26 protein-coding genes are annotated in these 23,758 nt (G+C 36.2%); 6 read left to right on the forward strand and 20 right to left on the reverse strand.

Features of this window, described 5'->3' with window-relative positions; all coding sequences use genetic code 11:
- Positions 1-4 precede the first annotated feature (4 nt).
- The 14 genes from MKX67_RS18745 to MKX67_RS18810 all read right to left on the reverse strand — a co-directional run bounded on the left by MKX67_RS18745 (position 5) and on the right by MKX67_RS18810 (position 13,856).
- Entirely contained in the window at positions 5-1,078 is a 1,074-nt protein-coding gene (locus tag MKX67_RS18745) for a glycosyltransferase family 2 protein (RefSeq protein ID WP_095372099.1), read from the reverse strand.
- Positions 1,041-2,204: a glycosyltransferase family 4 protein gene (locus MKX67_RS18750; RefSeq protein ID WP_095372098.1), complete on the reverse strand. Its 1,164-nt coding sequence runs from the start codon at positions 2,202-2,204 to the stop codon at positions 1,041-1,043. Before MKX67_RS18750 ends, MKX67_RS18745 begins: the two co-directional genes overlap by 38 nt.
- Positions 2,201-3,082: a UTP--glucose-1-phosphate uridylyltransferase GalU gene (gene galU, locus MKX67_RS18755; RefSeq protein ID WP_095372097.1), complete on the reverse strand. Its 882-nt coding sequence runs from the start codon at positions 3,080-3,082 to the stop codon at positions 2,201-2,203. Before galU ends, MKX67_RS18750 begins: the two co-directional genes overlap by 4 nt.
- A 20-nt stretch (positions 3,083-3,102) precedes the next feature.
- Positions 3,103-4,929 (reverse strand): nucleoside-diphosphate sugar epimerase/dehydratase, encoded by a 1,827-nt coding sequence (locus tag MKX67_RS18760; RefSeq protein WP_095372096.1) that lies wholly within the window; start codon positions 4,927-4,929, stop codon positions 3,103-3,105.
- 262 nt (positions 4,930-5,191) lie between these two features.
- A complete protein-coding gene (locus tag MKX67_RS18765; RefSeq protein ID WP_095372095.1) occupies positions 5,192-5,857 on the reverse strand; it encodes a CpsD/CapB family tyrosine-protein kinase in 666 nt (221 codons plus the stop codon).
- Entirely contained in the window at positions 5,817-6,566 is a 750-nt protein-coding gene (locus tag MKX67_RS18770; RefSeq protein WP_095372094.1) for a Wzz/FepE/Etk N-terminal domain-containing protein, read from the reverse strand. The genes MKX67_RS18765 and MKX67_RS18770 overlap by 41 nt, the downstream gene beginning before the upstream one ends.
- A 100-nt stretch (positions 6,567-6,666) precedes the next feature.
- Positions 6,667-7,854, reverse strand: a complete 1,188-nt coding sequence (locus MKX67_RS18775) for a nucleotidyltransferase family protein (RefSeq protein ID WP_157733907.1) — start codon at positions 7,852-7,854, stop codon at positions 6,667-6,669.
- Positions 7,848-8,324 (reverse strand): lasso peptide biosynthesis B2 protein, encoded by a 477-nt coding sequence (locus MKX67_RS18780; RefSeq protein WP_095372092.1) that lies wholly within the window; start codon positions 8,322-8,324, stop codon positions 7,848-7,850. The genes MKX67_RS18775 and MKX67_RS18780 overlap by 7 nt, the downstream gene beginning before the upstream one ends.
- Positions 8,317-8,616, reverse strand: a complete 300-nt coding sequence (locus tag MKX67_RS18785; protein WP_095372091.1) for a lasso peptide biosynthesis PqqD family chaperone — start codon at positions 8,614-8,616, stop codon at positions 8,317-8,319. Before MKX67_RS18785 ends, MKX67_RS18780 begins: the two co-directional genes overlap by 8 nt.
- A complete protein-coding gene (locus MKX67_RS18790) occupies positions 8,585-9,538 on the reverse strand; it encodes an aldolase (protein ID WP_095372090.1) in 954 nt (317 codons plus the stop codon). The genes MKX67_RS18785 and MKX67_RS18790 overlap by 32 nt, the downstream gene beginning before the upstream one ends.
- Before the next feature lie 208 nt (positions 9,539-9,746).
- Positions 9,747-9,872: a paeninodin family lasso peptide gene (locus MKX67_RS18795; protein WP_157733906.1), complete on the reverse strand. Its 126-nt coding sequence runs from the start codon at positions 9,870-9,872 to the stop codon at positions 9,747-9,749.
- A complete protein-coding gene (locus MKX67_RS18800) occupies positions 9,832-11,796 on the reverse strand; it encodes an asparagine synthase-related protein (protein WP_095372089.1) in 1,965 nt (654 codons plus the stop codon). Before MKX67_RS18800 ends, MKX67_RS18795 begins: the two co-directional genes overlap by 41 nt.
- Before the next feature lie 233 nt (positions 11,797-12,029).
- Positions 12,030-12,839, reverse strand: coding sequence for an endonuclease (locus MKX67_RS18805; RefSeq protein ID WP_095372088.1), 810 nt, complete (start codon positions 12,837-12,839; stop codon positions 12,030-12,032).
- Positions 12,840-13,214: 375 nt separating this feature from the next.
- A complete protein-coding gene (locus MKX67_RS18810; RefSeq protein WP_322910405.1) occupies positions 13,215-13,856 on the reverse strand; it encodes an SDR family oxidoreductase in 642 nt (213 codons plus the stop codon).
- Positions 13,857-13,958: 102 nt separating this feature from the next.
- On the opposite strand from MKX67_RS18810, the gene MKX67_RS18815 reads away from it, so the two are divergent.
- A complete protein-coding gene (locus MKX67_RS18815) occupies positions 13,959-14,951 on the forward strand; it encodes a potassium channel family protein (protein ID WP_095372086.1) in 993 nt (330 codons plus the stop codon).
- Here MKX67_RS18815 and MKX67_RS18820 read toward each other — a convergent pair.
- On the reverse strand, positions 14,948-15,355 hold the full coding sequence (locus tag MKX67_RS18820; protein ID WP_095373616.1) for a YugN-like family protein: 408 nt from the start codon (positions 15,353-15,355) through the stop codon (positions 14,948-14,950). The two genes, MKX67_RS18815 and MKX67_RS18820, sit on opposite strands and share 4 nt — an antisense overlap.
- Before the next feature lie 259 nt (positions 15,356-15,614).
- On the opposite strand from MKX67_RS18820, the gene MKX67_RS18825 reads away from it, so the two are divergent.
- From MKX67_RS18825 to MKX67_RS18840, 4 genes are all read left to right on the forward strand, one after another.
- Positions 15,615-16,658: a hypothetical protein gene (locus MKX67_RS18825; protein ID WP_322910406.1), complete on the forward strand. Its 1,044-nt coding sequence runs from the start codon at positions 15,615-15,617 to the stop codon at positions 16,656-16,658.
- 158 nt (positions 16,659-16,816) lie between these two features.
- On the forward strand, positions 16,817-17,215 hold the full coding sequence (locus MKX67_RS18830) for a peptidase G2 autoproteolytic cleavage domain-containing protein (RefSeq protein WP_322910407.1): 399 nt from the start codon (positions 16,817-16,819) through the stop codon (positions 17,213-17,215).
- Between the two features lie 5 nt (positions 17,216-17,220).
- Positions 17,221-17,457 (forward strand): peptidase G2 autoproteolytic cleavage domain-containing protein, encoded by a 237-nt coding sequence (locus MKX67_RS18835; protein ID WP_322910408.1) that lies wholly within the window; start codon positions 17,221-17,223, stop codon positions 17,455-17,457.
- Positions 17,458-17,704: 247 nt separating this feature from the next.
- A complete protein-coding gene (locus MKX67_RS18840; RefSeq protein ID WP_180317064.1) occupies positions 17,705-18,220 on the forward strand; it encodes a DUF3189 family protein in 516 nt (171 codons plus the stop codon).
- A 63-nt stretch (positions 18,221-18,283) separates the two neighbouring features.
- On the opposite strand, the gene MKX67_RS18845 is transcribed toward MKX67_RS18840, so the two are convergent.
- The 4 genes from MKX67_RS18845 to MKX67_RS18860 form a co-directional block, all read right to left on the reverse strand.
- Positions 18,284-18,442, reverse strand: a complete 159-nt coding sequence (locus MKX67_RS18845) for a hypothetical protein (protein WP_180316939.1) — start codon at positions 18,440-18,442, stop codon at positions 18,284-18,286.
- Positions 18,443-18,977: 535 nt separating this feature from the next.
- Complete coding sequence (locus MKX67_RS18850; protein WP_095372083.1) at positions 18,978-19,376, reverse strand: hypothetical protein; 399 nt, start codon at positions 19,374-19,376, stop codon at positions 18,978-18,980.
- A gap of 50 nt (positions 19,377-19,426) precedes the next feature.
- Positions 19,427-20,020 (reverse strand): hypothetical protein, encoded by a 594-nt coding sequence (locus MKX67_RS18855; protein ID WP_095372082.1) that lies wholly within the window; start codon positions 20,018-20,020, stop codon positions 19,427-19,429.
- An 80-nt stretch (positions 20,021-20,100) separates the two neighbouring features.
- A complete protein-coding gene (locus MKX67_RS18860; protein ID WP_095372081.1) occupies positions 20,101-20,508 on the reverse strand; it encodes a hypothetical protein in 408 nt (135 codons plus the stop codon).
- Positions 20,509-21,233: 725 nt separating this feature from the next.
- Between MKX67_RS18860 and MKX67_RS18865 the strand changes: the two genes are divergently transcribed.
- Positions 21,234-21,668, forward strand: coding sequence for a ferritin-like domain-containing protein (locus MKX67_RS18865; protein ID WP_095372080.1), 435 nt, complete (start codon positions 21,234-21,236; stop codon positions 21,666-21,668).
- A 532-nt stretch (positions 21,669-22,200) separates the two neighbouring features.
- Here the strand turns inward: MKX67_RS18865 and MKX67_RS18870 are convergent.
- Positions 22,201-23,550 (reverse strand): glucose-6-phosphate isomerase, encoded by a 1,350-nt coding sequence (locus tag MKX67_RS18870; RefSeq protein WP_095372079.1) that lies wholly within the window; start codon positions 23,548-23,550, stop codon positions 22,201-22,203.
- Positions 23,551-23,758 lie beyond the last annotated feature (208 nt).

A 23,758-nucleotide genomic window follows, 5' to 3' on the forward strand; every position in this document is an offset into this window, starting at 1 on the left:
TGACCTACCCCCCCCAGCGTTTTTTTCTTAATTTATCAATCATCATAAGCATATAGTAGACACTGCTAGCTGAACGTGAACGGGCACAAACAAAAAATACCCTCCAAACGAATGGAAAGTAGCTGAGATCCAACGCTTTAAAAGCCTCTCTAACAATAGGTGCACTTAATATGTTATCTATTTCATTGATTTTTTCTCGTATCGTTAGTTGGCTTTTAGAAGCAAGGATATTTAAGCCTAAACCAATCATATTTAAGCAAATACGATTATTTAAAGCTGATTGGGCATGACGACTGAATGAATATTCCTTTATGCAATGATTCATTTCATCATAAAGTTGTTGCCAAAGCTGAAATAAATCCGATTTATATTCACTCGTTTGTGAATGTTCATTTTCTTTCCAGTAATGATATAAAGGCCGATCGACATAAACAAAAGAGTCAGCTAGGCTCATCACTTTCATATTGAAAAGGGTATCCTCATTTGATCCAATATGATGTAAATCTGTAAAAAAGATAGGTTGTTTTGTTAATAAATTTTTACGGTATAACTTTGACCAAACGGTTCCCATAGCATCAAGCATACTAGGATCAGATACTTCTTCCTTAATTGGACCTACTAATCGCCTGACAATTTGTTCTTTATAGGCTTGATCTCTATAGGTTTTTTCTTTCAAGTGATGGAAGTATCTTTCCTTAGAAAAGTGTTGATACGCTCGTGTGTATCGGCACATAGCGATATCTGCCTGCTCTCGTTGAAGCGCTTCATATAATGCCTCATACATCTCTTGGTGAACCCAGTCATCAGGATCGACAAAACCAATATACTCTCCTTCCGCGTGCTTTAGTCCAAAATTACGGGCCTGGGAGACACCTTTATTCTCCTGGTAGAAGACCTTCAGCCTTTTATCCTTCTCTTGAAATTTTGAAAGAATGTCCCCCGTTTGATCGGTTGAACCATCATTGACGGCAATAATTTCAATTCTTTTAAATGTTTGTGTGAGCAAACTATGTAGACATCTTTCAATATACATTTCCATATTATATATAGGCACGATAATGCTGATGATTGCTTTCATCTTTCTTCTCCTGCGTGTATTTAGCGTAAAGGATCATTAATTCTTCCATGACGACTTCAGTTGAATATTTGCTAATAAGTTGCCTATTTGCTTTAGCGAACCTCTCTCTCTCTTGTTCAGAATGTATAAGACTCTCCATTTTTTCGGCGAAATGATGAACATCAGTCGCTGCTATAAGATATCCATTATGCCTGTCCCTGATCAATTCATGATGCCCTCGATTCATAGTAGCTACAATGGGTAGGCCACAAGCCATTGCTTCCAAAATATTCACTGGGAGGCCCTCCCTTAAACTAGAAGCCACAGCCACATCACTCATTTGTAACCATTCCTTCACTTCATTTGTAAAGCCGAGAAATACTACCTGACGATCAATTCCAAGCTCAGTAGCAAGCCTTTGACAATCTGATAACAGCGGTCCTTCTCCTGCTAATAGTAATTGGCTAGATGGGTGTTGTTTCGCTATTTTCTTAAACGCTTGTAGTAAAAGCCTTTGGTTTTTGTTTCGATTAAACTCTGCTGCATAAAAAAATAAAAAAGCCTCTTTTTCAATCAGATGCTTTTCTCTTAGTTTTTCCTTTATTTCCTTATCAATTGGCTGATATTGCGCTACATTGACGCCCACTCCATGGATAAAAGCTATTTCCTTCGCTTTCAATGCCTTAGTGGCTAAGGCATAATCTTCTTGATTAATCGTAATTAAACAGTCCGTTTTCCGCGCCAAGGTTTTTTCAATAGGATAATAGATAAGCCAATTAAGTAGTGGTGCACCTTTGCAAAAATGAAATCCATGGGCAGTATAAAATAGTAATGGCTTCTTCTTCAAACTAAAAGTTGCCAATCTACCAAGTAATCCACCAGTGGGTGTATGGCAATGAACAATATCGTATTGATGAATCTCCATTAAGCTTTTCAACTGCTTGTACGCATATAGATTGGCTTTTTTCAACGGATGCCTTTCTATTGGGAGGCGATGCTGTTTGGATACAAAAGGTAAGGTTAAGTCTCCTTTAGCCGCTATATGGATTTCCCAACCTTGTTCGTATAGTTGTCGCATAAAGGGGAGATGAAATGCCTTGAAATGATAGTCGACTGTGGCAACTAATAGCAGTTTCTTTGCTGTCATTTGATTGGATATCTTTCTGTTATCGTTTGTAGAAAACCTAACAGCTCCTCTTGTAAATCCTCACGTTTTAAAGCAAATTCAATGGATGTTTGAATATAACCAAGTCTCTCACCAACATCATAGCGCTCTCCTTGAAATTCGAATGCAAATATCGGTTCACTATGATTTAAAGTAGCTAACGCATCTGTTAGTTGAATTTCATTCCCCCTCCCTGGCTCTTGATATGAAAGAATATCAAAAATACTCGGTGGTAGGATGTATCGCCCCATGATAGCTAAATTAGATGGTGCCTGATTAAGGTCTGGCTTTTCAATTAAAGAACGAACCGTATGAAGTCTTTCCGTCACTATTTCACCATCAATGATGCCATACCTTGATACTTCTTCGTCTTTCACTTTTTTCACCCCGAGAATCGTGCCTTTATGCTCTTCATACTGTTCTATCATTTGAGCTATGCAAGGCGTAAATCCTTCAATAATATCGTCACCTAACAAGACCGCAAACGGCTCATCGCCAATAAACTTCCGTGCACACCATATGGCATGTCCTAACCCAAGCGGTTCTTTTTGTCTGATATAATGAAGGTTGGCCAGTTGAGATGACTTCTTCACTTCTGATAATAATTCAAATTTACCTTTGCTCATTAAATTTTGTTCTAGTTCAAAAGAATAATCAAAGTGATCCTCTATTGCCCTTTTCCCTTTACCTGTAACAATAATAATATCTTCAATACCAGCAGCAACTGCTTCTTCTACAATGTATTGAATTGCCGGTTTATCGACAAGTGGTAGCATTTCTTTTGGCATTGCTTTTGTTGCAGGAAGAAATCTAGTTCCTAAACCGGCAGCTGGAATAATCGCTTTTCTTACTTGCCTCATACTTACTCACTCCTTCTTCCTTAAGATAGTGATAACATATTAGCAATTTCCTGCTGTTTCTCTGGCGTTTCTTTTCGGTTTGCAAGGGTTAACAATCGTTCTCTTAATTCCTCTTTACTCATCACAGGATATAAATCAATTAAACTTTCAATCTCTTCAATATAAAGAGTGGCGCTTTTCCCAATATAAATATGTGGGTAAATTTGCTGATCGTCCATTTCTTCCTTATTCAATAGTTCTTCAAATAACTTCTCCCCTTGGCGAATACCAGTGAATTTAATACTTATTTCCTGAGTTGTATAGCCGGAAAGTTTAATTAAATTTTTTGCTAAATCATATATTCTTACCGGTTTACCCATATCTAAAATAAATATCTCACCACCTAATGCTAGTGCACCTGCCTGTAGCACAAGCCTTGACGCCTCAGGAATGGTCATAAAATATCTCACCATATCAGGGTGCGTGACAGTAATTGGTCCCCCTTTTTCGATTTGCTTTTTAAAAAGGGGAATAACACTCCCTCTACTACCTAATACATTGCCAAACCTTACCGCAACAAAACGAGTTGTACTTACTTTATTCATTTGTTGAACAAGCATTTCTGCAAGACGCTTCGATGAGCCCATTACACTTGTTGGATTTACTGCTTTATCTGTTGACACCATTACAAATACATTGACTTGTGACTGATGAGCTGCCTCTGCCATATTCCTTGTACCAATTATATTATTTTTTACTGCTTCCTCTGGATGTTCTTCCATTAATGGTACATGCTTGTGGGCGGCTGCATGATAAACAACTGCCGGTTGATATTTTTTCATGACTTGAATCATGCGTTCTTTATCTTGAATATCAGCAATAACAGGAATCAGTTCGCTATCACTTTTCATATCTACCAGTTCTAATAATATGGAATAAATGCTGTTTTCTCCATGACCGAGAAGAATCAAACGCTTCGGTGAAAAAATTAAAATCTGTCGACAAATCTCTGAACCAATTGAACCACCTGCACCAGAGACAAGTACCGTTTGATTGGCAATATACTCCGAAATGCTATTGTCCTCTAAGAGAATCGGCTCTCTTCCGAGTAAATCTTCCACCTTTACATCTCGTATATGATTGACTTTTACTTCTCCCATGACAATATCTTCAATAAAGGGTAGTGTTTGTGTCTTGCTATTCGTTTTGGTACATTCATTAAAAATGATTTCGAGCTCTTCTTTTTTAAGTGAAGGGATAGCAATGATTAAATGCTCTATACCCATTTCCTGAACAATCTCTCTTAATTGTTCTACCTTCCCTAAAACCTTTAAGCCTGCTAAATACAAGCCTTGCTTCCTAGAGTCATCATCAATAAATCCGACTGGAATTAATTGATCATGTCCTTGCATCAATTGTTTGGCAAGCATCCCTCCTGCTGAACCAGCACCAATAATTAATGTTTTTTTCTTATTAATAGCTAACTCTTGCATTTGTTCTCGATAGACTCTTACGCCATATCTCGAACTTGTTAATATAATAAGCAACACTAAACTATAAATGATTGTAAATTGTGGAAGAAACGCTTTTAATAACATGTAGTATGTAATCATTGTTAAACAGACTGTCGTTCCTACAAGCCTGAGAATAATGAGAAATTCTCGAATACTAGCATAGGACCATAATTGCTCATAGAATTGCTCTTTATAAGCAAAGATATAATAAAATAGAAGTGATAAACTATAAATTATAATAGCTTGATTGTATGAGATCGAAGTTGGGAGTAATAGATACGTAAATATAAAAGAACTCAATAGTAATACTGCATCCATCAATAACGAAAATATAAGCTTTAGTCTGTATGACACAATATCATCCCTCCCTTGCTTCAGGATTTCAAATGACTTATACCATCAGTGAATGATTAGAACTAATACAAGTCTCAACACATGTAAAGACATTAAATATTTTAAAAGTAAAACAGGGCATCTAACCCCCCCTCTCACCACACTCTTGACGACAGGGCGTCTAAGGTTTCTTTCAACCCACAGCATGACCGAGTATCTCTCTTAGATAAAGGCAAGGAGACATCACCTTAAATATTCTTTATAACGAACAATCATAAAAAAATTAATGGCTTCCATTCAAGATGGTGCCAATAATGTTCGACTTTGCATATTGTAGTGTTTTTTTAGCATTGTAGACATGTTCTGCTTTTGTTTGCCCTTGTTTTACGACGAGTATCACACCATCACTAACATTCGCTAACACCTTTGTATCAGTAACATCTAATAAACAAGGGGAATCAATTAAAATTACATCATATAATGGACTAACTTTAGCTATGAGCTTCTTCATGACACTAGAACCAAGTAGTTCTGAGGGATTGGATGGAATCTTCCCACTAGGCAATAGTTTTAGGCCAGGAATTTGCGTAGAAATAGTCACTTCTTCCTGTATTGCATCGCCTTTCAATACATCTGTTAAACCAGGCTCTTGAGCTGCCATAAACATTTGATGTAATGCTGGATTTCTTAAATTAGCATCAATCAAGAGTACTTTCTCTTTTTGGTTCGCAATTGATACAGCAATATTGCCTATCATTGTCGTTTTACCTTCATAACGATCTGGTGAAGTAATAAGCAAGACCATATGCTTTTTCTCACCATTGATAAATTGGATATTTGTTCTTATCGTGCGGAATTGTTCAGAAATGATAGAATGAGGGTACAAATAAGTGACTAAGTTTCGTCCCTTATTGCTCGTACCGATTTTCCATTTCCGCATATTGACCATTAGTCTTCCTCCTTTCTTTCATTGTTTGTTTTTGTTTCTTTTGTTTCAAATTTTTTGTATGTATGATTGAAACAGTACCAATTGTTGGCACATCGATTAATCTCTCAAGCTGGCTTTCTGACTTTACAGAATCATTTAATGAGTCTAATAGAAAAATAAAGCCTATTCCCGCAACTAAACCTAATACCCCTGCAATTACTATTATATTCAGCCCATTACTTTCATTAATAGGGGTCGGGTTTGTTCTTGCCTCCGACAAAATGCTGACTTCATCAAAATCCATAATTGTCGGGATTTTTTCAATAAACACTTTTGCTGTAGTATTAGCAATTAAAGCGGCTCTTTCTGGATGTGAATCAACTACGGTTATATTCACCACCTGCGTATCATCAACACTCGTAACAGCAATCTTATTCGCTAATTGATCACTTGTTTCCGCTAATCTCAATTCTTTAATTACTTCCTCTAACACCACTGTGTCTCTAATGATGACCTGTAGAGTATTTCGATACCCTACTTCTGCCCCAATAATAATATTCGTATCACTTTGATAGAGTAACGTTGGTTTATTTAATAAGTGATAAATAAAAGCAATCCCACAAGCAAGCAACGTAAAAAGAAGCACCAGCCAAAACCTTTTCTTAATGACTTTAAATAGTTCAGGTAATTGTATTTCTTTAGCCTCAGGTTCATTCAAATATCTGTTCATTTGTAATCCACCTTTTGTATTTTCTTTATAAAGAACAAAAAGAGTAAAAAAATAGAATTAGATTAGATTGATTTTATTTTAGTTCTTTATAAAGAACAAGTCAACAAGTTTTCTTTCTTGCATTTTGTAGTATTTGCCGTTTCCTATTTAGCCATAGAAAAGGTTTTATCACATAATAGAGTGGGAACCATTTTTTCGGTAACGGGAATGCTTGATAATCTTCGGACAAAGGATAGAACCATTGCAAATAATGAATGAACTTCTGCTTCAAAGTAAATAAACTACGTAAATATTGCGCATGATAATGAGCAATTTCCTTTGGTACATGATGATCATGTAACGAAACCAATTGGTGAAAATAAAACGATGCCCCTCTTGCTAATTTTATTGATGCGCGCTTATCCATGCATGTTGATTTTACATTTGAATTAAATAGTTTCACTGATAATAATAATGCCTGCCCAGCGATTTTATCGTATTTGTATTGGGTTAAATGATGTGACCAGTCCTTATCATTCACAAAACTTCCCTGTAACAAGATCTGATGAATGTCGAACAGCCATCTTAACCTTGACCAACCGTGCCTAGCACCGTGAGTACTTAAGAAATAGAATAAATCTTTTTCACCTAAATAAGGAAAGCTAATTTGACTACTCCATTGGCTTTCTCTTCTTCTCTCCCATAACTCGGTAAAATGGGGCTCTGTGCTTGGTGCAGGGTGAAGGCGCCAGTGAACTTCTACCTTCGTTCGATGTTGCTTATGAAAATAGGTAAAGTGGTGATGTCGCCATTTCCAATCATCCAGCACCGATTCAATATATTCATCTTTTTCATAACCTTGTAGGAGCATTAATTGTTCTGCTTGTTCAATACGTTCAATCGGCACCAGCAAATCAATATCAGCACAAGTACGCAAAGACAGATCACCGTAAAGCTCTTTAGCTAGTATCGGACCTTTGAGAAAAAGAAGCGGTAGAGATGCTTGTTGAAACTGCAAATAGAGTGTGTGCATTTCCGCAGTCAAATGCAGCATACGATAGATATTCTGCTCATAATCTTTCTTTATTTTTGTAAATATATATGCTGGCATCTTATCAGCTACCCTTTGTTCATTTATTGCATGATATATTTGCGGGAATATTCGATGATGCTTTACTGCTAGCAGGAACTGATCCCAATCTACCTTGGTACATAATGAAAGTACTAATTGCTTTTCATTTTTCATCAATGATACGATCAACTGCATTTCTAAAGGTAAATTTTGATTATCCAATGACGTTCTTACCATCTCTCCTTCTCCTTTTTCGGTATACATGCAAACATACTAACAATTGTAAACTTATCTTTTTCATGCGCCCCGCTCAGAAAGAAAGTACCACTTCTTAACCATGCATGAGCGACAAACTCACCGTAATCATCCCTTGCAGTCCCTAAATATAAAGTACTTTCTATTCCTCTTCTTTCAAGCATTTTCATACAAGCAACAGCCTTCACTAAGCATTCACTCTCCCAAAACGTATACCGACTCATATGATGTACTGCTTCAGAAATTTGTTGAATAGGATTCTCTCTATGAAGGTCCTGTGTTTGTTCTGTCTCTTTCATATGCTTACCTAATAGATGTGAAACTTTAGAAAATGGTAACTGCTTATAGATTCTTGCATAAGCTAGATAAATTAGGGCCTCTATTAATAATTGTTTTTTCTCCCAGGGAAGAGCAAGAAAATGTTTAAGTTTATGAAAAAGTATGCTATTCATGTTGATGTACTTCAATAAGCCCTTCTTTTAAAAGCTGATCAAGAAAGGAAAACACCTCTTCTTCACACTTGATTTGCTCCACTTCGTATTCTGCTTGCATTTGCACAATGAGAGAAGAGATTAACACGCCTTCTTGCATCTTTCCCCAGATTTCACCACCAATGACACCTAAATTATAATACTTACCGTTTTCAATATTCAGCATCACTTTCTCACCGTTCATATCACTTACCATATTTCCACTTACTTGTTTCACGATATCATTGATTGACAATGGCTTCTTTGTTATCATTCTGCTCCTCCTCAAACAAGTTATGAATCGTATCTGCCAGCTCATATGCTGAAAATAAGTTCGACCGCTCGATCGCATACATAGGAATTTGACTAGCAATCTTAACCGATAAATCAAAATGCCAAGCTAATAGTCCTAACCGCCCGATCATAAAAGGACGATATGTATGAGCATCCAAAACTTCAATTTTTTGCAACCCATTTAAAGGGTGTATTTCTTTTGGTCTTTCATTCACCTGATGTAGGACGAAAATACCTGCAAGTGGAACCGAGTGATGTGTGAATACATTCTGTACAGGTATAGCATATTTATTTTCTCTATCAAAAAGAGGATGATAACTTGTAACTGATAAACCTAACTTTTTAATACTTTCATCCCATAGTTTTTGTTGTGGGTAGCTCGGTACTACATAGGCCGTGCCGTTTACTAATTGAATAGGTATGACATCATCACTTAATAACGACCATCCTTTAAGAATAAGCGTCGAAGCTAGTGTCGACTTTCCTGCCCCTGAATCTCCGACAATTAAATAGGCTTTGCCATCCTTCATTACTGCACTTCCATGAAGGGGTAATATCCGCCTTTGCATTAACAGTACACCCATACACGATCCTAATATAAACAAACGGACCTTATCTATTGAACTACTAGGATGGGGATCAAAATAAATGCTCCTGCCCCCCTCAATATAGAAAGTTGCCGTTTCATTAACTGTAAATAGAACGGATTGATCTGTTAATACTTTAAATTTTCTTTTCTCTCCATAATTATCCCATATAGATGATAAATCTCTTTGTTTAATACTAATCATCTCAATAGGATTAGAAGGCTCAGATTCTTCGGTAGCAACAAGTTCTTTAAATGGAATATCACTTAATACATATAAACCGAATGCCCGATATTTATGTGTCTTCTTATCCAAAACGATCCTCCTTTCTTAGAAAAGCGCCAGACACCACTGCCTATAAGCGTAAAAGAAAGGACGCTGCTTATCCTGTTTTTTTAAGCTATACCAAAGAGTAATAGCGTCCATATTTAGCGCACGAAACGTCAATTAAACTAATTATCTCTCCAACTCTTTTCTAAGAAGCCCTTATACATAAGCACAAGGGCCGTTTCCTTTAATGTGCTTACGAATGATGAATGGTTTCATCTTCATCTGGTTGGACAGCATCCGGGATTTTTAATCCTGGTCCTCCCATTGTTCTTTTTATTTCAAGTTCTTGCAAAGTGGGTGTTTGCCAAATTTTTGTCACTTGTTTCACCTCCTTTAATAAGAAAACGGTAAAGAATGAGTGTCCGCATCGCTATGCGAAAATCATCATCAAACACCTGGTTTGCTTGTGGTTGCTGAATACGCTTTAGATGGTTCCGGATGACTGACACATCGATAAAGTACTGAATGCGCTGATCGTTTAGTGCTTTTTCCATTTCATTTAGAAAAGACGACCAATTTGGTAGGAGACGCAGCAGCCCATCTGCACCTTGCACACCCTTGCTTTTCACATTTAATCGATTAAGATTCGGTAAATATCCTTTTGTTGCTCTACGAATAAAGGCACGATTGAATCCATTTTTCACAAATTGATCCTCCGGAAGCGATAAACAAAAACGGACCACTCGTAAATCATCTGTAGGATCTCTAGGAATTACTCCATATTTCAAGGCCATTTTTGCGCCATATACCCCTGTTGTATGCCAATAATAGAGGTCATTGAATTGTTTTTCTCTCACTTGATATGCATTAGTTAGCCCGTTCCCCGCTTGGTCAATGCCGTTGTCTCTTAATTTTTCATACACCTTTGTTTGCCTTGCAAATGCAGGATGAATAAATTGTGGAAAAGGATGCCCCCGATTCACATGGGATGCTCTTATTTTTTTATTTATAATAGTCGACCAAACTTTTTTTCGATCAACACCTAAAGCGATACTATAGGAATTAGTCTCTTTAAAAAAATGTAATAATCGATACTTTTTAAGAAGACTTGCATAGTAATCAAGCGCTGGACCCCAAGAAATGGTCCAATTGCCACGTTGGCCATTGAGGAGAATACCTATATCTAAAGCTGATGCTTGTTCGTAAATCCCTCGTAACCAATACGTATTATCGAAGTATTTATAAGGTGATTCAATCACATTCAACCACTCATCCATTTCTGTATAAGCATTACGGTCAGAGAAAGATAAGAAGTGCGGAACGAGAGTAGGGTATAGCTTAAGCATCTCTTCAATCCATGGTCTTTCGTTCGCTTGTCTGCTTTTGGGTGTCCAATCGTCAAACTTGGGAATAGGGATGTAACTGAAAGTATGTAACGGTTCCCCTTGTAATGATTTGGCCGCAAATGCAGTGACTGTACCTGAATCCAACCCCCCACTTAAATGAGCACCTTTTCCCTTAAATGTTCTTAATTTAGAATCAACTACTTTTTGAAATAATTCTTGAAATGCTTCAATATATTGTTCATCATTCTTTAGTTTAAGCGGTTCTCTTTCTTCTAGTAGGTGACAGTATTGTTTAAACTGCGTATGATGTTTCGTTATCGTGATTGAGTGTGAAGGTGGAATTTGATAGATTGATTGATAGACTGTTGAGGTTAAATCTACTGATTCTATCGTTAATGGATTAGCAAGATATTCAGCGATCCAGTTCTCATTATATGTATCTTCTACTTCTGGTAAAGTCAGTAGTGCACCCATAGTCGATGCGAATGAAAAGAACAAAGCATTTTTAGTAAAATATAATGTTCTCGTGCCTGAGAAATCTCTAGCTCCAAACCATGTTTGTTTTTTGTCATTCCAAATCATGAATACAAAATCACCGACTAAAAACCTAGGACAATCTTCTCCCCATTTTTCATAGGCATATAAAATCAGTTGACTATCGGTAATCATATATCTCTCATACTTCCGAATATTTAATAGCTGGTATAAGTCTTCGCGATTATCAATAATACTATTGCATATAATAGCTAACCCTTTTTCTCGATTATAATAAGGAATTTCCTCACCCATAGATTGTGGTGTAATCCAATTTAAAGAACAACTTAAGAATAGGCGGCGCTCTCTTATTGTTTGCACTTGATCATAACGGAACCCTTGAAACTGTTGCAACATCCTATCCCCATAATGAACGGGAATTTCCCACTCATTGAAGCTCCATATACCAGTAATTGCTGTCATGCGCTACCTCCCTCTTTGTTAGTTCTTTATAAAGAACATGTAAGTACTTTTAAACTAACATCATACAAATCAACTGTCAATATTGTTTTTGATACAAATGGCTTATTTTTTTAAAATTAAAGTTATTTTGTTTATTGCTAAAATGAGCCTGCCTTTCATTCTCGTGAAGTAAAAAAAGTCTGGTTGAAATGTAAAAAAATTTACAATTATACCAGACTTACTCTATTCCACTTTTACTGTTCATCATCCCAAATAGCAAATGCCCATTCAGGATTATCAATGAAGGGATTGCGGTTATTTTGAAATTCTTCATAGATGAATTGATTTCTACGTTGTTCATTCTCATCTACAGGGTCCTCTTTATGCCACTTTAACAAAACGGATAATTTTCCATGCAAAGGCGTGCGTCCATTATTGACTCTATCGTTCAATTCTAAATCTAACTCGCCATCATCTCCCTCATAACGTACCGCCATATAGAAAAGCATTCTGGCAATATCACCCTTCACTTCATCACGAGGTTCAAAAGAATCATGATCATAATAATTACCCTTTGCTTCCTGATGTTCTTTTCCACCATTATCAAAATCTAAGTTTCCTCTAGAAGCATTTACACTTACATCCGTCGGCCTTAAATGATGCAGGTCTGTTCCTACACCTGGATCAGTATCAAATCCACCATGGGATTTTGCCCAAATATGTTCACGGTTCCAGTCATCTGCATCTGGACCTTTTAAGTCCTTGTCTTGCGATCTTCCACTATAGAATAAAATTACATTGTCTCTATTTTGTGGATCTTCATCTGTCACCATTAACGCTTCCCATACCTCACGATAAGTCAGTTCATTATGATCATCTATAATCTCATGAAGTGCTGCTTTTAATTCATCTCCCGTTTTCCCTTTTGCCTCTTTATAATAGTCACTATCAACCTGATAATCATTTGTTTGTCTTCCCTCTGTAAATGGGGATTCCCCTTCTGGCGTACAACTAACTAACAAGCTCAATAAAACTAATAATGGGATAAAAGAACGTATGCCCATTGTTTCCTCTCCTTCATAAAGTACTTAAAAGAATATTATCTATGAAAAATAAATATTTGAACAGCACCAACAGGAAGGTTTTATTTAATAGAAGTTTTCCTCCCCTCATATGACTATTTTTTATGCAATGAATGCTGAAAGTAATATCTATCTAAAAACTGCAGCAATGAATTGGAAATATCATTTTAGGCAGCTGAGTACTCTTCGTCGTTTTTTAATTTGAATTGGAGGGATTCCTTATATGAAGAAAAATTCATGAGTATGTCGGCAACGAAATTATAAACAGATTGTTTCCAAATGAAACTAGAGCAAATTCTCTATTAGAATTTGCTCTAGTTTCTTTCTATTTATTTCCATGTCTCTGTATTTTTTTTACTAAATCCCTTTTAGCGCCTCACCTATCGTTTCCTCCCCTGTAACGAGGTCGAATGATTTATGAATGGTCTGATCATTATGAAGCACCTCAACGATTGTTGCAGCCACATCTTCACGTGGAATTGTATTTCTTTCAAGAGAAGCAGCAGCCTTCACTTTCCCTATTCCTGGTTCATTTAATAAGCCACCAGGACGTACGATCGTGTAGTCTAATGAGCTATTCATCAGCATTTTATCAGCATAATGTTTAGCTGCCATATATGGCTCAATCGCTGACCATTTTTCTCGGTCATTCGCATGTATGGCACTAACCATCACAAATCTAGAAACGTCGGCTTTTTCCGCTGCTTCGATTGCTTTACCTGCGCCGTCTAAATCGATGAGCAATGTTTGGTCATATCCTGTATGGCCTCCTGATCCTGCTGTGAAGACAACAGCATCACATCCTTGCATAGCCTTAGCCAAATCTTCAACCGTACCAGTTAATGATGCATGGACCGCTTCCATCCCACGGTTTTTAAAATCAGTTAATTGTTCTTCTTTTCTTACCATTGCTACAGGTATATCACCGGTTGTTTCACTTAATTTATCCATCACTTGTTTACCAATTTGCCCGTTCGCTCCTATTACTAATACTTTCATTCTCTTTCTCCTCTCTTCCTTTTCATTTATCGGTGAAAATCGTTTATGAAAATGGATTTTCACCTATACTAAATAATACTATTTTCTAGGGGAGTTTATAAAATGCCACATTATCTGTATTCTTATTTCACTCGCTTACCATTGGTCTTTCGTATACTCATCATGGCACTGATGACAATTATCCTATTTGGCGGTTTTGTTCACTTATTAGAGCCAAATAGTTTTCCTACTTGGTTTGATGGTATCTGGTGGGCTGTCATAACTGCTTCAACTGTCGGGTATGGTGACTTTGTGCCTCACTCTGTTGTCGGAAGACTAGCAGGAATTGTCCTTGTTTTGACAGGAGCAGGTTTTATTGCTTCTTATTTCGTTGCATTGTCTACTGCCGCTGTCGCTAAGCAAAATGACTATATTCAAGGAAATTTCAAGTTTAAAGACCGTGATCATATTATTGTCATCGGTTGGAATGCTCGTTCGAGAGAAATTTTGAAAACGATATGTAGCTATGTTAATAGCGTACCCGTCACATTAATTGATGAAACATTGGAGGAAAATCCATTGCCCCACCAAAACCTTCATTTCGTCAAAGGCAATCCACAAAGAGATGATGTGCTCATGAAAGCAAGTGTAATGGACGCTAGACAATTGATTATTACCGCTGATCAAAACAAAGACGAACACCAAGCAGATATGCACAGTATCTTGACGTTAATTGCTGTTAAAGGAATGAATCCATCCTTACCTTGTATTGTAGAAATCCTAACAACTGAACAGATGAAAAATGCGAAGCGAGCAGGCGCAGATGAAATCGTGCAAACGAACTTATTAACAAGCTTTGTCATGATTAGTAGCCTTACTTCAAGAGAAATGGTTACGGCATTTCTCAGTTTACTAAGGCAAATTGATCAAAGAAGACTAGGTATTGAGCCCATATTGACTGACCATATTGGGGCTAATTTTCGTGATGTAAGTATTAGCTTAATGAATGAAGATATATTGATTCTTGGCATCAAACGAGGAGAAGAGATGATTATTCATCCCCCTCACCCGTTTTCACTTCAAGCAGAGGATTTGCTTATCACGATAAAAAATTAATATTGCAAAATCCCCTCTAGTTCTTTAACAAGCTCGTGACCTATAGCTACATATCTTTCGGTAACTTCTCCGTCCTTATCAACTGGTGCCTGAAATTGATTAAATGAAGCAGAGAAATTACCGATATTTGCGTTATTTTCATCAATATTGCTCTCGTAAATATGTGACAAGAGGTAAGGTGTTCCCAGTTCTACTGTACAATTGCTTGTATCTAATTGACCATCTATGGATTTGAAGGGTATACGTAAGAAATGATAACCATTGTTCGTATCAATCTTGTAATCAAACGCACCATGGTCATAATCCCAATTCCCTCCAATTGTATAACCCATTGGTTTTAATAACTGCTCCAGTTTAAACAAGTGATATTGCTTTCCCTCGATATTAGAATGAATTTCTCTCATTGCTTTCATTCCTTTCAACATCATATTTTGCTTAGTTTTACCCTATTCCCTCTCACTAATACTAGCGCTTTTCACTTCTCTTTAGGCTTCTTCGCAAAAATAGCTAACCTTAATGGACAAACATACAATCGTGATAAGTGCTCAACTCATAAGTTAAAGCAGATGAAGGGTAAATGTATACAGAGTGCCTTCAGTTAACCTCTTTTAAAAATACATCTATATAATTTTATTAACCCGTATGAAAGGAGAGAATTATGTAATGGCAGAATGTAATCGCAATGCAAATGGTGCCTGTTCTGATGCAGGTGGAATAAATACAAATGCAAACGGTGAAGCTGCTCACGCGGAGGGGAATTCAACGACTGCTGATGGTAATGCTTCTCATGCGGAGGGGTTTGAAACATTAGCTACTGGAGTCGCTTCTCATGTGGAAGGGAGCCAAACAAATGCTATTGGCACAGCTGCTCACACAGAGGGGTTTCAAACCACTTCTGTTAGTGACGCTTCTCATGCGGAAGGGAGTTTAACAACTGCTGAAGGTGAGTCAGCTCATGCGGAAGGAACACTCACCTTAGCCAGTGGTCTTAGTGCCCATGCAGAAGGGAATACAACAACAGCTAGTGGTGACTACACGCATGCGGAAGGAATGGACACTGAAGCAAGTGGTTTTGTTGCTCATACAGAAGGAAGAAGTACAGTTGCAAATAATTCTTATGCTCATGCGGAAGGCTTTCAGCCAAATGCTTCTGGGAGTATTTATCATGCAGAAGGGCAAGGGTCTATCGCTTCTGGTACTAACTCTCATGCAGAAGGATATTTAACGACTGCATCTGGCTCCACTTCACATGCAGAAGGTGGTACCAGCGTAGCATCTGATAGCTTTGCTCATGCAGAAGGTCTTTTCACCCAAGCAAGCGGTTATGTTTCTCACGCTGAAGGAAGTTCAACTGTTGCTTCAAATGCTTTTACCCATGCCGAGGGAATAGAAATGACAGCAGCAGGATACGCGTCGCACACCGAAGGATCTCGTACAAGAAGAGAAGGTATAAACGCTCACGCTGAAGGAAATACAACACTAGCAAGTGGGGATTATTCTCATGCAGAAGGAAGAGGAACCACCGCTAGTGGAAACTATGCACATGCAGAAGGGTTCAATAATATCGCCTCTGGAAATGGGGCCCATGTGGAAGGGGAGCGAATGCAAATAACGCTTCTTTACCCAATACTGCTTCTGGTAATAGTTCGCATACTGAAGGTTACGGAACCACCGCAAGCGGCACAGGTGCTCATGCAGAAGGTTTAAATACCCTATCTACAGCGAATGCCTCACATGCGGAGGGTGTCAACAATAACGCGACTGGTCAAGCCGCTCATGTAGAAGGACAAAATAATGTAGCCCAAGGTGTTTTTTCTCATGCTGAAGGGTTTCAAAATATAGCTACAAATATCGGTTCACATATAATGGGAATATATGGAGAAACAACAGACAATTATTCTTGGCATGTCGGTAATGGAACAAGTGCTAGCAACAGAGGTTCAGCTGCGCTACTCCAAGGATGTACAGGAGATTTATTTATCGATGGTACACTTCATGAAAATGGCGCTGACTATGCTGAAATGTTTGAAACGATTGATGGAAACAGCATTACACCAGGTAGATTTATCACATTACAAGGTAAAAAGGTGAAAATAGCAACCAGCGCAGACAGCTATATTTTAGGCATTACAAGTGCTGCCTCCGCCATTAAGGGGAATGCCGCTGAACTGCATTGGCATCATAAGTATCTAAAGAATCAATGGGGCCGTACTCAATATGAACAAATTCCAAGTGACTCTAATGATGAGTACCTCGCAAAGTAACGCGAGTGGCACCAAAATTAACCCCCGCATACGATTCACAGCAATCTTATATACCAAGAAGTAAACGTAAAGAGTGGGTAACAGTTGGATTACTCGGTCAATTGCTAGTGACTGATGATGGTAGTTGCTCAATTAATGGTTACTGTTTACCGAATGATGAAGGAATCGCCACATATTCAGAAACAGGTTACCGTGTGTTGGATAGAATAAGTTCTAATCAGATACTAGTCATGTTTAAATAGAGTTGGCAAGTACTATGGAAGGATCAAAGTTAACTGAGCACAGAGACGTTTCTCATAGCTATTATCGAGAGCTGGTTAACTTATAATTACCACTCTTAAGCCGGTTCTCCTATTTTTCGATTATCATTTCCACCTTTTGGCTCCTCTCAAGAATCTCCAAGGAATTATAATAGGCTACTTTTATGGAAAGAATGAAGTAGGATTACCCTAATTATAAAAGAGAGGATGGATGGATATGAAAGAAAAAATCATCTATATATATCACGATTTTGGAGGTACCCATACCACCTCTTTAGCCGCTGCCTATCACCTAAATATTTTGAGTGATACTAATTTAATACCAAGTAAAGAAGAGATTTTATCTGTTCCGTACTTTAACAAGCTAAAAAAGAAGGACGCTGGGGAGTTTATTTATCATGGAATTGATAGTGATGGTAATACGGTTTATACTATCGGGAGAAGATCATCCAAACTAACTGTAAAATCACTATATAATTTTAGTGAACTTTTATCTCTACAGCATCAAACTATGAATAAAAAAATAATATTTTCTAATACCTCTCCTGTTGTACCGTTAGCTATGACACTCGGAGGCTTTTTTTCACGAGGTCTTGGAATTGATTCCATAGGGGTGCCACTTTTAATTAAAGGGGCACAGCGTTGTAGCGAAAACATCTTTCAACTTGTAATGGAGACAAAAAAAGTGGCTAAAGAATCGAATCAATTAATCGTTAAAATCGAAAACAAAAAATACCAGGCTTGATGTTCTTTAAAGTATATAATAAGGTTGTCACTTATACAAAAAAACCCTTCTATATAGAGGGGTTTAACCATTTAAAAGTCTCATATAAGCTTGGTAACCTACAATTGCTGCTATTAATGATCCAATTAAAAATAAAACTGACCCACCCAATGTAAATAATCTTCCTATATAAATATTTTTAGCTTCTTCGATTTCAATTGAACTATTACTATTTTTATTCATATTGAACTATACCTCCATCTAAATAATCTAAGATATGAAGGATCTGAATAATATAAATCCTATACCTAAACGCCCAGAGTTGTTATTTTTGAATATACTTAAATTATATAATTAAAAAGAAGAACAGCTTTAAATGCATAAAATACCAACAACTTCTAAAACCACACAATGACGATATCAAATGCAATATTTTTCATCTAATAAATTTATGGTACAGTTCGTCTTTTAGCATTATGATATTAGCCTAGAAATGTTTCTTGGCTAATATCATCATTTCACCTGATTTTTTCTGCTTATCATATTTAATAATTGAGCTAAGAAATAAGGAGTTAAACAAATTGAGCATGATAATTGAATAATTATTTCTAATCCTAGATTAAGAACAAGTAAAAAAATTCTCCAGGATGCTTTAACAAAATTAAATAATGCAGTAAATGCGACAGGTATTTTAACTAGAGATCAAATCCCCTTATTAAAACTCTTTATATAATTACACCTAAAATAATATAAACCATTCCTTATTAGCATATAAGTTTTACTTGTTTTTTTTATTTATTTTTTCTATCATTTGCATTGTAGCTAAATATAGTTCTGTTTCTATTTTTTCTAGATTAACAAAATGGGTACTTAAATTTTCAATTTTGATATTTGGTGATCCCTTTATTTCCTGTAATAAATCTTCTAAACATATTATTAGTTTCCTATATGCTTTTACTAAAGATTTAAGCTCACTGTTCATTATTGTTGATTTTTCAGTATTTTCTATCGAAAATAAACAATTATAGCCTGAATTAATGCATTTAGTAATATTATCAATATATTCAATTTTATTTAATATAAGTCTATTCTTATTTATTTTTGGAGATATCACTTGAGAAATATTAATGATATTCCCACCAATTAGTTGTATTGTTTGTGCATATTGTTTACTCATAATAACACCCCCTTACTAACATTTCTCCTTAAAAAAAGTTTGTAAAAGAACTAAGTGACAAACTCTTTATTTATTGCGAATATTAAAATAAAAGATCCGATCACTTGTAACCAACTTCCAATGAAAAGTATTAAATCTCCTTTATCTCTAAAATTATTTAATATAAAGATATTCCCAATTGCTACAACAAAGGATCCGAAAGATATAAGTCCATTACCTAAAATGCCTAGAGCTCTAAAGTTTGAATCCTCCGAAATATATGCACCATATGCTTCAAGTCCTGCACCTAGACCTTGAACTTCACTACCAAGAGTATCAATGAGAATTCCATCTTCTTCTAACCCTGACAGTTCAATACTTATTCCTACCGCATTCCCTGTATTTCCTGCAGCTTCTAGCCATGCTCCTGTAATAGTATAAAGCTCTGAAGGTGTGACCTCTCTTTTGTCATTTAGTAGTAGCGTTCTCCCCACAGCCTGCAAAGAATTCCCAAATGCTTCAACTGAATTTCCTTCTACAATAAGATCCTTACCTAAATCTGTGCCCGTAAAAGATGATTCTGTTTGACCTATGCCCTCAACAACGGCACCTATAGCAAGTATAATGGCTCCAGAAATTACAAGCTTTTCTCCTGAAATAATCATTAACTTAATAATCCTTTCGACAACTAAAGGGGTAATTGATACTCTTACTTATTAAAGAGTTATGTGCCGTTGTTTTCATTTTAAGGTATTATATTTTCATAAATGTTCCCTATACCATCTTCAGCTAAAATCTGTTCTCCTCCAATTGCTTGTAGCCCTGCTCCTATGGATTGAAGTAAATCTCCGGCAACCGCAATTTCTTGAAATTTAAGCAATGTTAGATCGTCTAAAGTTTCTAATTGTTTAGTTACTCCAGTAGCCTCTACTAATTGTCCTATTGTTTGTACCCATATGCCAGATAATATTTTACCCTCCCCAGTTAAGTTTATATTGTCGTTATCTTTTAAGAGATATAGTTTAGTAAGAAGAACAGCTTCGGATAAAACGCCAACTACTTGTATCCACTGTGTAATTACAATATTGCTTTCGATGTTCTTAATTTTTTCTTCAACAGATTTCTCAGATTTATCAGTAGAATTAATTGGCATAAATAATGTCACTCCGGCTCTTTATTATTTTCCTTCTTTCTCTTGCTTTTCGTTCATCCATACTTTTTCTTTTTCACTGTTACTCACCTTTTATACATTATGATATCAGCCTACAAATGTTACTTGTTTAAATCAAAGTTTCCTCATAATTTGTAACCGCCATATAACTTCTCTAAAAAAACTATAATTTCACCTAAAGTCCATGAGTTACCATTATTGAAAGTTCTGAATGTGAAGAGATAAAATTGAAGGTAGAACAAATGAAAGAAATTTTACACAAAGCTTTTAAAGAACCATGGGCGGTGTATCTCCTAAACGATTAAACATTATTTACCACATGCCTTGACCTGTATTAAAGGTGCTCGTTCCCCGTTACCCTTTGAATAGATACCCTAATTAAAAAAAGAGCTTAATCATTTTTTCTTCGGTAGCTCTTTTAAAAAGAAATTCTTTCGTCATAGGGTCTTCAAATCACTATGTACCAAAGACAAGCCTCAGCTATAAATTCTTTTACTTAATGGGGAGGAATGAGAATTGTTTTTCACCAATTTTCACCTTATTCCCTATAGCGGCCTTCCACCCTCTGTTTAGAGCATGGGTGAAACCGTTGAGTTTGTTCATCACCATTATTCTCAGTACTAGTAGTCTTAATAATTCTTGTGGACAAATTCCTTAATTTTTCAAATTGCATATTCTAAACTGATTTAGATTAAGGAGTTGATTAAATGTACTATATGAGTAAGCCAATACAATTCAGAGACAATCACGAACTTATAATGGATATTTCTAAAGCCATTAATGGTGAGTACTCTGCAATTAATTGTTATAAGAAACTTCAGCAATTAGCACCTAATGAGAAAACTAGGACTATTATTAAAGAAATAAGACAAGATGAGAAAAAACATTTTAGGATTTTTAACGAAATATACAGACAACTAACAGGGCATGAGCATTCGCCTCAATTAACTGATCAATGTCCAAATTCTTATCAAACTGGTTTAGATTATTCATTTAACGATGAGCAACAAACTGTGGATTTCTATTTAGAAATTGCCGATAAAACCAGTGACCCATATATTAAAGAACAATTTATTAGAGCAGCTAAAGATGAGCAAAATCATGCTGTTTGGTTTGTCTATTTAATGAATAGAGGATATTAATTTTCATTATTCTTCAAAACATAACAAAAAAGTAGTAATATAAACCCTTCACGCTATAAATACCGATACCGGGATAAACAAACCCATAGCCAATATGTATTTCATTTACTGATCTTCATTTACTGATCTTATGTTTCGGTACGCTTATCTAGTAAACGAAAACAACCTAGGGCATTTCTCTATCTATGACCTATTCGGACTTTCAGTATCGAAGCAAGGAAGTGCTCGGTGGATGGAAAGTAGCATCTAAGACCAACCAGGTCTTATTTTTTTAAAAATAAGAGCATATATTTTAGAGGAGAATGTAAAAATTGTTGATTAACATACCTAAAAGGAGATATTGAAGGTTATATGAAAAGAGGCTGGGTATCATTTGAAGAAATACAAGTTAATCTTGGACATAGAAACCTTATGATTGATAAAATCTCAAAAATATATGGCTGATCTATAGACTTTATGCATGAATTGTGGTCAATCAGCCATATACAATTGTTTTATGTTTACTTATTAGACCATTAAGAGTTGAAGGCTTTTATTTCAAGCGTTCTTCAAGCTCTTTTTTCTTCTCTTCATAACCTGGTTTACCTAGCAATGCAAACATATTCACTTTATATTCTTCCACACCAGGTTGGTCAAATGGATTCACCCCAAGTAAATACCCGCTAATAGCGCAAGCTTTTTCAAAGAAATAGACAAGATAACCAAAAGTGAATGCATCCATTGCTGGAATCGTTACAATGAGGTTAGGTACATCTCCATCTGTGTGGGCAAGCATTGTTCCTTGAAATGCTTTATGATTCACAAAATCAATCGATTGATTAGCTAAATAGTTTAAACCATCTAAGTCATTTTCAAGGTTTTCAATTTTCACTTCATGTCGTGGTTTCTTCACTTTAATAACTGTTTCAAATAAATCTCTTCTACCTTCTTGCACATATTGACCAAGTGAATGAAGATCAGTAGAAAAATTGGCAGATGAAGGATAAATTCCTTTTTGATCTTTTCCTTCACTTTCACCAAATAATTGCTTCCACCATTCTGAAAAGTATTGTAACCCCGGCTCATAATTAACAAGCATTTCAATTGTTTTGCCCTTATTATAAAGGACATTCCTTACTGCTGCATATTGATATGCGATATTCTCTTCTATATCGGCAGAACTTAACTCTTTACGAGCGGCTTCAGCCCCCTCCATTACTTGATTAATATCAATATTCGCAACGGCAACTGGTAATAATCCAACGGCTGTTAACACAGAGTATCTTCCACCAATATCATCCGGAATAATAAATGACTCATAGCCTTCTTCATTCGCTAATGTTTTTAACGCGCCCTTTTCTTTATCAGTGGTAGCGTAAATTCGTTTTCTAGCTTCCTCTACGCCATATTTCTCTTCTAATATTTTTCGAAATAAACGAAAGGCAATTGCTGGTTCTGTCGTTGTTCCAGATTTAGAAATGACATTAATAGAAAAGTCTTTACCTTCCAATAAATCGATGACATCATGTATATAACTTGAGCTAATATTATTGCCTACAAAAACGATTTGAGGTGTTTTCCTTTTTTCTTTTGAAAGAGCATTATAAAAACTATGTTGTAACATCTCAATAGCAGCTCTTGCGCCAAGGTAAGAACCACCAATTCCGATTACTAAAAGAACATCAGAATCTTGCTTGACTTTTGTTGCTGCCTGTTGAATTCTTGCAAATTCCTCGCGATCATAATTTTTCGGTAAATCTACCCACCCTAAGAATTCATGACCTGCTCCTGTTTTATTTTCTATAGCGGTATGCGCTGCTGTTACCGCTCCTTTTAAGTATGATAATTCATGCTCACTAAAAAAGCTAAACGCTTTCGTATAATCAAACTGTATATGAGTCATCGTTATTCCTCCGCTTATGTATTTCATGAATCAATAGTCCTCTATCACTTTATCGAAAGACAAGGAATTTTTCAAGAATCAGTCTTCGCCACCGACGGTTTGCACAACCAGTTTAACCGTTATATAGTTCATGATTACATCATTTCCAAAAATAAGGTTTATAACCCATCACTCGTGCATAAGCCAAATTATCCTTCACATTTTTTAC

The organism is Cytobacillus sp. FSL W7-1323 (genome assembly GCF_038595015.1).
Taxonomy (GTDB): domain Bacteria; phylum Bacillota; class Bacilli; order Bacillales; family Cytobacillaceae; genus Cytobacillus; species Cytobacillus kochii.

Bases quoted from the DNA above. Each gene is read 5' to 3' on its own strand.
- MKX67_RS18745 (WP_095372099.1), bottom strand. From the start codon at position 1,078: ATGAAAGCAATCATCAGCATTATCGTGCCTATATATAATATGGAAATG.
- MKX67_RS18750 (WP_095372098.1), bottom strand. From the start codon at position 2,204: ATGACAGCAAAGAAACTGCTATTAGTTGCCACAGTCGACTATCATTTC.
- galU (WP_095372097.1), bottom strand. From the start codon at position 3,082: ATGAGGCAAGTAAGAAAAGCGATTATTCCAGCTGCCGGTTTAGGAACT.
- MKX67_RS18765 (WP_095372095.1), bottom strand. From the start codon at position 5,857: ATGGTCAATATGCGGAAATGGAAAATCGGTACGAGCAATAAGGGACGA.
- MKX67_RS18770 (WP_095372094.1), bottom strand. From the start codon at position 6,566: ATGAACAGATATTTGAATGAACCTGAGGCTAAAGAAATACAATTACCT.
- MKX67_RS18775 (WP_157733907.1), bottom strand. From the start codon at position 7,854: ATGGTAAGAACGTCATTGGATAATCAAAATTTACCTTTAGAAATGCAG.
- MKX67_RS18780 (WP_095372092.1), bottom strand. From the start codon at position 8,324: ATGAATAGCATACTTTTTCATAAACTTAAACATTTTCTTGCTCTTCCC.
- MKX67_RS18785 (WP_095372091.1), bottom strand. From the start codon at position 8,616: ATGATAACAAAGAAGCCATTGTCAATCAATGATATCGTGAAACAAGTA.
- MKX67_RS18800 (WP_095372089.1), bottom strand. From the start codon at position 11,796: ATGACAGCAATTACTGGTATATGGAGCTTCAATGAGTGGGAAATTCCC.
- MKX67_RS18805 (WP_095372088.1), bottom strand. From the start codon at position 12,839: ATGGGCATACGTTCTTTTATCCCATTATTAGTTTTATTGAGCTTGTTA.
- MKX67_RS18810 (WP_322910405.1), bottom strand. From the start codon at position 13,856: ATGAAAGTATTAGTAATAGGAGCGAACGGGCAAATTGGTAAACAAGTG.
- MKX67_RS18815 (WP_095372086.1), top strand. From the start codon at position 13,959: ATGCCACATTATCTGTATTCTTATTTCACTCGCTTACCATTGGTCTTT.
- MKX67_RS18820 (WP_095373616.1), bottom strand. From the start codon at position 15,355: ATGAGAGAAATTCATTCTAATATCGAGGGAAAGCAATATCACTTGTTT.
- MKX67_RS18825 (WP_322910406.1), top strand. From the start codon at position 15,615: ATGGCAGAATGTAATCGCAATGCAAATGGTGCCTGTTCTGATGCAGGT.
- MKX67_RS18830 (WP_322910407.1), top strand. From the start codon at position 16,817: ATGGGAATATATGGAGAAACAACAGACAATTATTCTTGGCATGTCGGT.
- MKX67_RS18845 (WP_180316939.1), bottom strand. From the start codon at position 18,442: ATGAATAAAAATAGTAATAGTTCAATTGAAATCGAAGAAGCTAAAAAT.
- MKX67_RS18850 (WP_095372083.1), bottom strand. From the start codon at position 19,376: ATGAGTAAACAATATGCACAAACAATACAACTAATTGGTGGGAATATC.
- MKX67_RS18855 (WP_095372082.1), bottom strand. From the start codon at position 20,020: ATGATTATTTCAGGAGAAAAGCTTGTAATTTCTGGAGCCATTATACTT.
- MKX67_RS18860 (WP_095372081.1), bottom strand. From the start codon at position 20,508: ATGCCAATTAATTCTACTGATAAATCTGAGAAATCTGTTGAAGAAAAA.
- MKX67_RS18865 (WP_095372080.1), top strand. From the start codon at position 21,234: ATGTACTATATGAGTAAGCCAATACAATTCAGAGACAATCACGAACTT.
- MKX67_RS18870 (WP_095372079.1), bottom strand. From the start codon at position 23,550: ATGACTCATATACAGTTTGATTATACGAAAGCGTTTAGCTTTTTTAGT.